Annotated in this window: 13 protein-coding genes; 5 read left to right on the top strand and 8 right to left on the bottom strand. The window is 51.2% G+C overall.

Annotated elements, in window-relative coordinates; genetic code table 11:
* Positions 1-149: 149 nt before the first annotated feature.
* Complete coding sequence (locus BMX45_RS16095) at positions 150-2,039, top strand: sensor histidine kinase (RefSeq protein ID WP_175495123.1); 1,890 nt, start codon at positions 150-152, stop codon at positions 2,037-2,039.
* Positions 2,040-2,130: 91 nt separating this feature from the next.
* Here BMX45_RS16095 and BMX45_RS16090 read toward each other — a convergent pair whose 3' ends face one another.
* On the bottom strand, positions 2,131-2,370 hold the full coding sequence (locus BMX45_RS16090; protein ID WP_009591587.1) for an NHLP leader peptide family RiPP precursor: 240 nt from the start codon (positions 2,368-2,370) through the stop codon (positions 2,131-2,133).
* A 72-nt stretch (positions 2,371-2,442) separates the two neighbouring features.
* On the bottom strand, positions 2,443-3,396 hold the full coding sequence (locus tag BMX45_RS16085) for a hypothetical protein (RefSeq protein ID WP_090910537.1): 954 nt from the start codon (positions 3,394-3,396) through the stop codon (positions 2,443-2,445).
* Between the two features lie 234 nt (positions 3,397-3,630).
* Here BMX45_RS16085 and BMX45_RS16080 point away from each other — a divergent pair, with 234 nt between their 5' ends.
* Positions 3,631-4,308: a general stress protein gene (locus tag BMX45_RS16080; RefSeq protein WP_009591703.1), complete on the top strand. Its 678-nt coding sequence runs from the start codon at positions 3,631-3,633 to the stop codon at positions 4,306-4,308.
* Here BMX45_RS16080 and BMX45_RS31345 read toward each other — a convergent pair.
* Complete coding sequence (locus BMX45_RS31345; RefSeq protein ID WP_175495120.1) at positions 4,271-4,528, bottom strand: hypothetical protein; 258 nt, start codon at positions 4,526-4,528, stop codon at positions 4,271-4,273. The genes BMX45_RS16080 and BMX45_RS31345 overlap by 38 nt on opposite strands.
* 396 nt (positions 4,529-4,924) lie before the next feature.
* Positions 4,925-6,022, bottom strand: coding sequence for a GNAT family N-acetyltransferase (locus BMX45_RS16070; RefSeq protein WP_254778098.1), 1,098 nt, complete (start codon positions 6,020-6,022; stop codon positions 4,925-4,927).
* A gap of 222 nt (positions 6,023-6,244) precedes the next feature.
* On the opposite strand from BMX45_RS16070, the gene BMX45_RS16065 reads away from it, so the two are divergent.
* The 3 genes from BMX45_RS16065 to BMX45_RS16055 all read left to right on the top strand — a co-directional run bounded on the left by BMX45_RS16065 (position 6,245) and on the right by BMX45_RS16055 (position 9,470).
* Positions 6,245-7,693: a potassium/proton antiporter gene (locus BMX45_RS16065; protein WP_175495131.1), complete on the top strand. Its 1,449-nt coding sequence runs from the start codon at positions 6,245-6,247 to the stop codon at positions 7,691-7,693.
* Between the two features lie 204 nt (positions 7,694-7,897).
* Positions 7,898-8,371, top strand: coding sequence for a Dps family protein (locus BMX45_RS16060; RefSeq protein ID WP_015733923.1), 474 nt, complete (start codon positions 7,898-7,900; stop codon positions 8,369-8,371).
* A gap of 193 nt (positions 8,372-8,564) precedes the next feature.
* Complete coding sequence (locus BMX45_RS16055; protein WP_090910534.1) at positions 8,565-9,470, top strand: EcsC family protein; 906 nt, start codon at positions 8,565-8,567, stop codon at positions 9,468-9,470.
* 112 nt (positions 9,471-9,582) lie between these two features.
* Here the strand turns inward: BMX45_RS16055 and queF are convergent, their stop codons facing one another.
* The 4 genes from queF to queC all read right to left on the bottom strand — a co-directional run bounded on the left by queF (position 9,583) and on the right by queC (position 12,101).
* Complete coding sequence (gene queF, locus BMX45_RS16050; RefSeq protein WP_009591586.1) at positions 9,583-10,080, bottom strand: preQ(1) synthase; 498 nt, start codon at positions 10,078-10,080, stop codon at positions 9,583-9,585.
* A gap of 68 nt (positions 10,081-10,148) precedes the next feature.
* Positions 10,149-10,886, bottom strand: coding sequence for a 7-carboxy-7-deazaguanine synthase QueE (gene queE, locus BMX45_RS16045; RefSeq protein ID WP_090910781.1), 738 nt, complete (start codon positions 10,884-10,886; stop codon positions 10,149-10,151).
* Between the two features lie 49 nt (positions 10,887-10,935).
* Positions 10,936-11,427, bottom strand: a complete 492-nt coding sequence (queD, locus tag BMX45_RS16040; RefSeq protein WP_090910532.1) for a 6-carboxytetrahydropterin synthase QueD — start codon at positions 11,425-11,427, stop codon at positions 10,936-10,938.
* The gene (gene queC / locus BMX45_RS16035; protein WP_090910531.1) at positions 11,424-12,101 is read right to left on the bottom strand and encodes a 7-cyano-7-deazaguanine synthase QueC; all 678 of its coding nucleotides are present in this window, start codon (positions 12,099-12,101) and stop codon (positions 11,424-11,426) included. The genes queD and queC overlap by 4 nt, the downstream gene beginning before the upstream one ends.
* Between the last annotated feature and the right edge of the window lie 81 nt (positions 12,102-12,182).

Genomic DNA, 12,182 nt, shown 5'->3' with positions numbered 1-12,182 from the left:
CTATCAAGAGAGATGCCGCGCTGCATCTCTCTTTGTTATATCAATTATAGAAAATTTTATCATTTTTCCGAAAATTAGAAGGTGGAAGGTTTTGCCGCAGCGAATAACAGAGTAAGAGAATCACCCATTATAATGTTTGAGGTGCGTCCATGAGGTCTGGATGGAGAATCGCTGTGTTCCTGATCATCGTTATAACTTTTAGCCAGGGGTTACCTGGGCTTGTCTTTGCTACCGAAGAAACAGCAGCTCGGGCAGCGATTAAGGAGTGGAGAATCCTTTGGTCCGAAACCCGAGGGGTACCGGACAGCTTACCGGCCCACAGGGATGACTGGCTGGTAACTTCGACCGGAGCTTCGACGCCTTCCAAGCCGCATGCCAAGGCATCCGCATGGATTCAAATGAAGATTCCCGAAATATCATCGGCATCCCCCGGCATTTTAATTGACAAGCTGCACGGACAGCACGTTGCGGTGTTTGCGGACCATGAGAAGATTTACGAATCAACCCGTACGTACAATTATGAGCTGAACTACATTTTGCTTCCCCTTCATCAGGACTTACTCGGGAAGGATCTGTACATCTGGCTGGAAACCGCGCGAGATCATGTGACGATGGAAGGGAACATCCTGGTCGGCAACTATCATGATCTGTTGAACCAGTTCGTGAAGTCGAATCTAGTGGATATCATCCTCGGGAGCGCCTTTATTTTTATTGCATTGGTGATGCTGATCTGCGCGGTGTTTCTGAACAGAAAATATTTGATTACGGTCCTGTCATTATCGTTTATTATTTTATCCGTTGGCATCCTAGTATTTACATACTCTCCGTTTCTTTATACGATTTTTGATGAGTATGGAAATTTATATACTCAGTTATATGACATCTCGTTATTTATTTTACTTCCTTCGTTCAGTCTCTTTTTTGAAAAAATCTTCGGCCCCGGCTGGAGGGGCGTGCTGCGCAAACTTCGGAGATTCCAGGTATTTTATTCGCTGTTCTGCGGCCTGTTTCTGATCTACAATCAATGGGCCTCAAATCAATGGTTCGACCTGTATTACTTCTTCTCCGTTCAGGTCCTGGGTTTTATCATGATTGTTCAATTCGTACTGCTGGTCGGAAGCTCGATGTACTATGCCGTTAAGGGAAATAAGGATGCTATTATTTTCAACGCCGGCTTTGCGGTGTTTGCCATTTTGGGTTTGGGCGAGCTGCTGCAGTTTTTCCTAACTCGGGGCAGCTACAATCTGTTCCTCTGGAAATGGGGCATCGTCAGCTTCATTATTGCGCTGATCGTTATTCTCGGAAGGCATTTTGCCAAAAATCACGAGCAGATGCTTCAATATTCCAAGGAGCTCGAGATGTTCAACAATGAACTGCAGCGTTCGGAGAAGATGGAGATCATCAGTGAGCTTGCGGCATCGGTCGCGCATGAGGTTCGCAACCCGCTGCAAGTGACGCGGGGATTCCTGCAGCTCCTCACCGGAAAAGCCCAGTCCACCGAACGGGAGTATCTGAATCTGGCCTTGGTAGAGCTGGATCGTGCTTCGGGCATCATTACGGATTTCTTAACCTTTGCCAAACCGGAATTCGGCAAAGACACGGTGCTGAGGATATCCGAGGAGTTCAAGCATATCGAAGGCATACTCGGGCCGCTGGCCCATCTGCAAGGCGGCAGAATTACCGTCGATATTCCGGAGGATATTACGATTCGGGGCAATTCCTCGAAATTCAAGCAGGCCTTCATTAACATCGTGAAGAACAGCATTGAGGCGCTGGGCGAGGAGGGACTGGTTCATATCCGCTGCTATCGCCAGCAAGGCCAGGTGTTTATTCATGTGGTGGATAATGGAGAGGGGATGGGGCCAGATGTGCTGGCACGTCTGGGAGAGCCCTATTTCTCTAACAAAACGAAGGGTACGGGCCTTGGCCTGATGGTGACCTTCCGAATTATCGAGGCCATGGATGGGGACATTTATTTTACGAGTAAACAAGGAGTGGGGACCGATGCCGTCATTACGCTTCCCTCAGCTTGCGAATGATTCGCTAAGCTGCGGCAGCGATGGCGGTTACCGTCCCCACTCTTTTTACCTAATCATCTATTTATGAAATGTCCAGGCTGTTATGTAGTCTTTACCAGATGGCTCTTTCCTTGGCTTCCGATTTGATCACGCTAGTCGGATTCGGAGGGATGACCAGATACAGCTCGCCCGGATTCTCTTCAAGCGTTCGAATCTCGATGTGGTCGGGAATCCGTACACCAAGAACTTCCTTGATCGCGGACTTTGGATCGCTGAGCAGTTTTGCCTTAAAGCTAGGATCCTCCCAGGCTTTTTGAATCAATTGTGTTTGAAAGATGGCTTCTGTCGTCATAAGAATCACCCTTTCAAATAAATTGGTTATTTTTTACTCTTAGAGAATACCATGGAATAAATATAAAATCTATTATTTTTTGTTTAGAATAGACAAATGATAATTTAATCCGCCAAAAGACAAGGTTTTTTTGCTGTTTTCGATATGATTTGCTTCGTTCTGAAGTTCATCCACTATCGTTTGATGGAAGGAAATCAGATGCGGAGCCTCGATATCTACCGATAAGAGATGGGCATGGGTGGCAGCGGCAATTTCTGCATAAGGCTTCAGTATGTTGTTGATAAAGATGGCTTCCTGTACTTCGGATATCGTTAGAACAGCGCCTTGCGGTTGTCCTCGTTCCGATTTAATGAGGGAGAGCAGGCAGTTGTAGCTGCCATCCGCAAGATCCTGTTTCCAATCGGTCCAATCGTCCATCATCTGCAAGGTAAGCAGCACATGATTCATCACATCGTTCGTGCGTGGAATAAGGTCTGCTTGATCCGATAGAAGCAGCGCGGCAGTGCTTCCCAGCTTTACGGGAGCCGCCTTTTTGGCAACCATGGCCCTGTCGTGCTTGAAGTAATCCTCCCGGGTTTCATGGAGGACGCCTTCCGACCATTCGTGCGTATAGTGTTTGAGATAAGACCAGAATTCTGAATTTGCCGGGAAGTAGGGTTGATAGGATGTGAGAAATTCGTAATACAGCAGGTTGGCAAGCGCGAGATGGTGTTTCGGATCGATAGAGGACTGGCCGTCATGAGGCGAGTCCATAATGTCGTCTTGAATGAAGTAGTATAACATGCCGATAATGTTGGCCGTGGAGAGATCACGGTATATCTTGGCAGGGAGTGCGGTCCGTTCTTTCATCCAGAAGGGAAGCAGATAGCAGATGTAATTTTTGGAACTGTCCTGCTCGAAGACGTCAAACTTTCTGAGGTATGAAAGACCGATTTGGTTCAGGGGAGCAGGGAAATCTGAAAGCCTCGCTTCGCAGGCCGAGAAAGCGGCGGCAAGATCGTCCTCGAAAGGCTTGAACCAGTTCATGGAATCACCAACCTATTCAATTTTTAAGGTACAAGTGCTTACTTGCTATATTAACATGAATATTGGTGGAGTTAAATATTACCATTCCCATTCCATGGCTATATATGGAGGTTTCGGCTCAGCGACGGGTTTTCTTTACAAGCGGATTCGGTTTCCTTGTTTGAGTATGGCGGCTGGCGTTTAATTTAGGGATGTACAGCGATAACCGAAAATGACCAAATAGGAGGAATTCATATGACTCAGAAAATTGTAGGAGCTTTTCGGACGGAGCAGGAAGCAACCCGAGCCATTGAGGAACTAAAGCAGCAAGGATTCAGAGCCGATGAAATCTCTGTCATTGCCAAGGATCGCGGCGAATCTTCCCATATTCAGGACGAGACCGGAACCAAAGCACCCGAGGGATTAGCCTCCGGAGCGGCTACCGGCGGCGTGCTGGGCGGCGTAACCGGATTGCTCGCAGGTCTTGGCGCATTGGCCATTCCGGGCATCGGTCCGATCATTGCCGCGGGCCCGATCGCGGCAACGCTGACGGGCGCCGCCGTGGGTGCCGGTGCAGGCGGGTTGGTGGGAGGCCTGATCGGTCTTGGCATTCCGGAAGATCAAGCGGAGGAATATGGGGGCTACGTCGATGAAGGGCATATACTGGTCATGGTGGACGCCGATGAGTCGAACGGTGGCCAGGTATATGATATATTCCGCAGCAACAGCGCGCTCAATGAACATCATTACCGTGAAGAAGGTACCTACAGCGGTACAGGAGCACCGGTAGATTCGCGTTCTGAAGCGGCTGCTGCCACTGAGGATGCCGTGCCGGACCCTAACCTGTATCAAGGCTATGGCGATGGCAATGGCGGCGCCGTGAGTCCTAACATTGTTAGCCCGGATCGTGAAGAAACCACGAAGAGACGATAAAGATTATTCTCATATGCATGATGAACGATGAACAAACCGCCCGGATTCTTCCGGGCGGTTTGTTTGCGGCGACAATCGGCTTCACGTGGGCTTGCTTGCAGTTGTGTTTAACGCTTGTTGCGCTGCATTCTCGCACCCCTCGGCCCATGTCCAGGACCGCCAGGTCCACCGGGGCCATGTCCAGGTCCACCCGGATGCCAAGGACCGTGCCCATGTCCATGTCCGGGAAATCCGGGATACCCCGGGTAATACGGAGGAAACGGATAGACCGGATAAAACGGTGGATAGTATGGATAAGGATAGTAAGGGTATCCGGGGATGAGACCCGGGATACCGAGGCTTGTTTGGGCTTGAAGCCCTCTTTTTGGTTGATGACTCAAGGCCTTGCACCCTCTTTCTATCAGATCGGTTATCCCATCCTATGTGGAAGCGGAGAGGAAGGGCACTTTATCCTGGTAAAAATAGGCGGGCGGCCGCTCCTCGGGACACGAGTATCGACGCTGGTTTTTTATTGGGACGAACAGGTTCTAGGTTACTCGATCTCAAGCGAAAGTAAAAAGGTGCATATGACCTCCCCTGCTTAGGGAAAGGATCAGATGCACCTTTAGTTCTTTCATTATATATATTGAAGTCCGGTTGCGTAAGGGAGAGGGACAGGATCGAAGGTTACGCTCCCGTTAGCCCTATACGGAGATTCCGGATCGAACAGGATGGAAAGCAAACCTTCGTCATCCAGCTCCAACGTTCCATGGTTCAGGCTAAGACGGTACGGACCATGTTCGCCGTCCGCCTGGATCACCCCCTCTGGAAGCAGAGGAGCCAGCTGACGAAGCAGCTGCGGGCCGCTTACCAAATAAATGGTTCCCTCGTTGCGAATATACTCAGGCAGGATGCCGGCAGATTGGATTAAAGCGGCAAGCTCCTTATCCTGCCAAGGCAGCGGAACCGTAAGCTCTGAAAGGTGGAAGGACGCGATGGCATCGGCTATAACCAGTGCGGCCGCTTCAGGGCTCCCACCCCACTCGACGAGAGTAGACTCCCTGGAAGGCGTCATCTTGTCTCCGGGCACGGCAATGATGGCATAAGCAGTCAACGCTCCGTTTTCTTCGGCGACAAGCACCTGCTGTTTAAGGCGGATCACGTTGGAATATGCGCTTGCATCCAGCAGCTTGTTAAGCTCTGAAGCCGTCGTAACATATCCGGCCTCCCGCTGTTCCATCAGTCTTTGGATCTGGAACAGATCGTGCGGCTGCATGGCCCGGATGTTCACTTTTTTTCCCGTTGCAGCACGCAGCGGCTCCACGTCGGCCGGAGATAGACGGAACCGGAACGCCCGCCCGAATATACGGCTGCCTGCCCGGGTATAAAGGGATCTGCCGCCGGAAATAAGGATGAGGGATGCGCCGGAAGCCTCGCCATGCCGCATGCACTGTTCCAGGAGATTGCCTGCAAGTCGTTGACCCCGGTAATCCGGGTCCGTGCAGACGGAGCCGATGGAGAAAATATTTAATCGGGCACCGCGAGTCTGGATGGTGAACGGCACGAATCCCATGAAAGACACCAGTTTGTCCTGATCCCAGGCACCGTAGGAATGGCTGATACCCGGCGAGAATATCGGAGGGAAGGATACCCCCATTGAAGGCTGCTCCGGCTGCTTAAGAAAAATACGGTCGGACAGCTCGACGGCTTGTTGCAATTGATCGCTTTTCATCATAGAAATCTTCACTCGATTGACGCCTCCCCTATGTATGTCGTTTGTTATTACCAGTATAAAGTCATTGGGCGGGGAATTTCCAGTAAACGTTTTCTAAGGTTATCCGGAATTTCCGGTTGGCGGAGTTAGCCTGCCCTGCAGCGAAGCGTCTCGGGTTGAGGCGTATACGAAAAGGCGGTGTTTTTCGGGTAATACTAAATGAACGAATCTGACGCCGGAGGGATGAGCTTGCCAAGTTTTGTTGATTCCATGATTTTGCTGTGTGGCGCCTTGCTTCTGACAGGCGTATTGACCACCAAGTTCTCTTCCCGTTTCGGCATGCCCGCTCTGGTGCTGTTTATCGCGATCGGGATGATTCTCAGCCGGTTCATTTTTTACGATAATGCGGAGCTCACGCAGCTGGTCGGCATCTTCGCACTGATCGTCATTTTGTTTCAGGGCGGGATGCAGACCGACTACAAAGAAATCAAGCCGGTTCTGGGTCCGGCCATTTCGCTTGCCACGATAGGCGTCCTGCTGACAACCGTTGTAATCGGACTATGCGCTTCTTTCGTGCTTGATATTTCTTTGAAAGAAGGGCTGTTAATCGGCGCTATCGTTGGCTCGACGGACGCTGCAGCCGTATTCTCGGTTCTTGGCGGAACGAATCTGAAGAAAAGGCTTCGCATGACCCTTGAGGCCGAATCCGGAAGCAATGACCCGATGGCGGTGTTTCTAACCGTGTCCTTAATCGAATGGATAGAACATCCGGGCCTAAATTTGTTCGGGCTTATTTTTTCCTTTGTCATGGAAATGGGATTGGGACTGGTTGTCGGCATTCTTGTCGGCATGCTGGCCGTGTATGTGATCAATCGCATCAACTTCGATTCTTCGGGGCTATACCCCGTGACCGCTTTAGGATTCGCCGTGCTGACGTATGCCGCCGCCGCATGGCTTGGAGCCAGTGGTTTGCTTGCCGTATACGTTATGGCCTTGCTGCTCGGCAATACCGAGCTGACGTACCGCAAGACGATTCAAGCATTCAACCAAGGCTTTGCGTGGATGATGCAGATCGTGATGTTTGTCCTGCTCGGGCTTCTTGTCTTCCCGAACGAGCTGTCGAAGGTCATATGGCAAGGACTCCTGTTGTCCTTGATTCTCATCTTCATCGCCAGGCCGATCGGCGTGTTCAGCAGTCTGCTGTTCGCCAAATTTGCCGTCCGCGAGAAAATATTGATTTCATGGGCCGGCCTCCGTGGGGCCGTACCGATCGTATTGGCTACATATCCCGTACTGGCGGGAATCAGGCAGGGGGAATTGTTTTTTAATGTCGTGTTCTTTGTTGTTTTGACTTCGGCGGTGATCCAGGGCACCACCATCTCTCCGCTCACGCAAAGGCTTGCGCTGGTGGAGAAGGATAAAGCAAAGGCTCCGTCCTTATTGGAGTTGATGGCTCTAGGAAAAACGGATTCCGAGATCAACCACGTGCTGGTGGATGGGGATCTGCCCATCGTCGGCAAGGAGATTCAGCAGCTGAATCTGCCAGACGATATTCTCTTTACGGCCATCATTCGGGAGAAGCGCATCATCACGCCGAGAGGAAACACTGTCATTGAGGCAGGGGACACGTTGTACGTGATGAACCCGAAGCAAAAACGGAAGGAAATGAAAACGATACTGGGGTTATCCTAGGATTTTGCAGCTGAAGCTATATGATGCCCATCACAGCAGACGGTCTTAAAAATAATTTAGGATAGGTATAAATCGGAGGTGAATTCTTCATCCTATCTTCATCCGAGAAGTTTCGATTTCCTTTGCAAAAGAGACAGAAATCTGATATGATTAATTCAAGGATTTAGAATAAGTCTAAATATAATATCAAAGGAGACGATATAGATGAGCAACCTGACCCAACAAGCACAAGGAAATACGACCGATGAACTTCAACAAATTCTAAATACGCAGGTAGCCAACTGGAGTGTTCTTGGCGTGAAGCTGCACCATTATCATTGGTATGTGAAAGGTCCTCAGTTCTACGTGCTGCACGAGAAATTCGAGGAGTTGTACAACACGGCCGCTGGTTATGTGGATGAGCTGGCAGAGCGCATGCTGGCTATCGGCGGCAAACCGGCCGCCAGCATGGCTCAATATTTGAAGCTGACGACGCTGCAGGAGGTGTCGAATGAAAACACGGCCGAGCAGATGGTCGGACAGCTGGTTGCGGATTTCGAGAAAGTGGCCGGAGAGCTCAAGTCCGGTATCGAGGCAGCAAACCAAGAGGGCGACGATGCGACTGCCGATCTGTTGACCGGCATGGTGAGCGATGTGCAGAAGCATTCGTGGATGCTGAACGCATTTTTGGGCAAATAACGTTCATATCCGTTGCTGCCGTTTCATGATGGATAACAAAAGCAAAGGGAGAACGGCCAGATAATGGTCGTTCTCTTTTTTTATTCGCCTTGTGATGCTGTTACAAGATTCAATGAAATTTATTGCGCCTTTCTTCCATTTTATGCGTATAACCTTCATAGATCGTTTTAATTCGGATAGAGGAGTAGTGAGGATGGCAGAGATGGAATCACGACAACAGCTGGAGTCGCAGCTTCAAGAGATTTTGAAATGGGAGAAGGAGCAGAAGGACGTCATGTTCTGGGAGAAGCTCGGAAGAATTCCCTTTATGCTGCTGGACCGCCTTACGCCCAAGGCTGTTCAAGAGAAAATCGGGAGCGCCTTGAACGAGGTAGGCGGATTTATTCAAAGCGGCGGAAAGCATCTGGTTCGCGAGAAGTCGGTCATGAACGTACTGGCTCAGACCGCTGGATTGGAAGGTTCAGGTGCGGTGAACGACCCTTCCGCGAAATCCGGCGAGGCGGAGTCGGGCGGGGCTGGGAACGGAGAGGAGCAGGCGGTGGCTTCCGGACTTACGCTGGCAGCAGCCGCGAAATTGCCGCTCCAGGTCATGGATGCGGCAGCGGATACGCTGACGGTAAAGCGGGTCAAATTCGCGGCGGCCCAAGGGGCGGCAACGGGAATCGGAGGCGTATTTACGATAGCGGCCGATCTGCCCATGGTGCTCGGTCAATCGCTCAAGGTGCTTCAGGAGATGGCCCTTTGTTACGGGTACGATCCGAACGATCCCCGGGAGCGGGTGTTTATCGTGAAATGCCTGCAGTTTGCATCTGCCGACATCGTCGGAAAGAAAGCGGTGCTTGAGGAGCTTGCCAGTTTTGACGACGTCCAGGCGACGGAGCAGGTCTTCTCACAGCTGCAGGGCTGGCGTGAAGTCGTCCAGTCGTATACCGATAACTTCGGGATGAAAAAGCTGTTTCAGCTGATTCCGATCGCCGGGATCGTATTCGGCTCGATCAGCAACAAAGGCACCATAAGCGATGTGGCCGAAGCCGGGAAAATGCTGTACAAGAAGCGGCGTGTTCATTACCGTCTTCGGAACATGGAATATCCGCTGTAGCCAAGGATGATACACGGATCGACAAGACCAAAAGGGATGCCCGCCATGCGCGGGCATCCCTTTACTTAATCAACATCGGAGAATATCATGATGCAACCATAAAGGTGGTTTCTTACCGATTATCCACCTTTTCGGGGTACAGGTCATGGTTCATCAGACGATTCGCGGCAATCTCCTCGTATTTGGTTCCCGGGCGACCGTAATTGCAGTACGGATCGATGGAAATGCCGCCGCGCGGGGTGAATTTGCCCCATACCTCGATATATCTCGGATCCATCAGCTTGATCAGGTCATTCATGATGATATTGACGCAATCCTCATGAAAGTCCCCGTGATTGCGGAAGCTGAACAGGTATAGCTTCAAGGACTTGCTCTCCACCATCTTAATATCCGGAATGTAACTGATGTAGATGGTCGCAAAGTCCGGCTGGCCGGTGATCGGGCATAAGCTTGTAAATTCGGGACAGTTGAATTTGACGAAATAGTCGCGGTAGGGATGCTTGTTGTCAAAGCTCTCCAGAATGCCCGGATCATACTCGAACGTGTATTTCGTGCCTTGGTTGCCGAGCAGGGTAACGTCTTCCATTTCTTCTTTTTGTCTTCCAGCCATATATGATAACTCCTTCATTTATAATAATTCAAACTCCATCAGATCGTCGGTAATTTCTTGATGCCGTGCTATACGCCACGTTTATTCCCCCAGACGAGCGTATGCAATTGCGGCAAGACGCGCACATCGTTTAACCGGTCGGATTGCATGACCGCATCAACAAGCGACTCGTACCGGTCCAGCAGATGGGAGACAAGCGAAGTCGTGTCCCCTGTGCCTACATCGGGATTACCGGTCTGCAAGTAAAATGGCACGTTCGGGTATCGTTCATGGACCGTTTCCGCGTAGGTCAAGTCCTTATCGTCAAAGACCACAACCTTCAGGCTGAAGGTTCTGCCGGGCGGACGGGCGGATAAACGCGAGACGATATCGTCGAGCTTCCCCCAGTCCGTATCCATGCCCGAGCTAGGCGGCTTAGGGGAAATGGTGACTTCATCGATATGATTCAGCCAGTCCTGCCAGCGTGAGCCTTGGGTCTCCACGGCAACGGTAATTCCGTGCCGATGCAGCTCATCCACAAGCGCTCCAAGCTGGGGAAGAAGAGCGGGATTGCCGCCGGACAGGGTGACGTGATCGAAGCGTTCTCCGCCCAGCCGGTACAGCTCTTGCCAGATCTCATCAGCAGTCAACAGCGAGATGGAGTCCTTAGCCGAACCGTCCCATGTGAATGCGGAGTCGCACCAGGAACAGCGATAGTCGCAGCCCGCCGTCCGAACGAACATCGTCTTGCGGCCAACGACCATGCCTTCGCCTTGAACGGTAGGACCGAAAATCTCCATTACGGGAATCGGACGGTCCACCGTCATGGCAGGGGAGGAGCCCCGGTTTGAATCCGTTACAGGCGTTTCATGCACATTATTCATGGATCATCCACTCCCGTCTGACCTCGGCATAGCTGGTCGGCGTCTCAAACAGGCGAACGAATTCCGTTCGCATGCCTTGTTCCTCGTAGGATTCTCTGCTGCGGAGGGCCTCCTCCATTTTCTCAAACAACCAGACCACCATGTTCTCTGCCGTCGTATTCATCGGAGGCAAGGTCTCGTTCAGGTAACGGTGATCCAGGTAAGGTTCGATACTCGTTTTCCAGCAATCCTTGATGTCTCCAAAATCCACGGTAATGCCGACCTCGTTTGGAGTTCCGCTGATACCAAAAACCACTTTATACGTGTGGCCATGGAGGTTTTTGCATTTTCCCTCATAGCAATGCAGGTGGTGGGCAGCATCGAAGGTAAACTCTTTGGAAACAAGCACCCGCTTTCGATGGTAACGCAGGCTTCCGGCATCGATGTCTTCGCCAATCTTCTGCAGATGCTCTACGATGCGGAAAGCCCCGGGCTCGCGGCTCATACCAGGCGCCCCCTCTCGGAGATGGCGCTGCGGCGCTGCATATACTTGTCGAGCCCTGCTTTTCTCAGCTTGCAAGCAGGACATTCCCCGCAGCCGTCTCCCTTGATGCCGTTATAACAGGTTAACGTATGATCGCGAACATATTCGAGCGCATTCATCTGGTCGGCAAGCTCCCAGGTTTCGGATTTGTCGAGCCACATGAGCGGGGTATGAATGACGAACGGGTAATCCATGGCCAGGTTCAGCGTAACGTTGAGCGATTTGATGAAGCTGTCCCGACAGTCGGGATAACCGCTGAAATCCGTCTCGCATACGCCCGTGATCAAATGTTTCGCTCCGACGCCCTTGGCCAGCACGGCTGCAAAGCTGAGGAACAGCAGGTTTCGGCCATCCACAAACGTCGTAGGCAAGCCGTCGCCTTCGGCGATCTCGATATCGCTGCGCGTTAATGCATTCGGCGCCAGCTGATTAAGCAGGCTCATATCAAGCACCGTCTGCTTCACGCCTTGCTCCTTGGCAATCTGTGCCGCGCATTCTATTTCAAGCTTATGGCGTTGGCCATAATCGAATGTTACGGTTTCCACTTCGGCGAAGCGTTCCTTCGCCCAGAACAGGCAGGTGGTGCTGTCTTGCCCCCCGCTGAAAACAACGACTGCTTTTTCATTTTTAAGCATAAAAAAACCTCTCATCCTTCATAATTTAAGAGCAGCCCGAAAGGGCCGATCCCGTAGAAGAAAGAGAAGTTCATTGAACTG

This window comes from Paenibacillus sp. cl141a (assembly GCF_900109305.1).
GTDB classification, from domain to species: domain Bacteria; phylum Bacillota; class Bacilli; order Paenibacillales; family Paenibacillaceae; genus Paenibacillus_AQ; species Paenibacillus_AQ lautus_A.
This window is presented reverse-complemented; position numbering and strand designations above follow the sequence as displayed.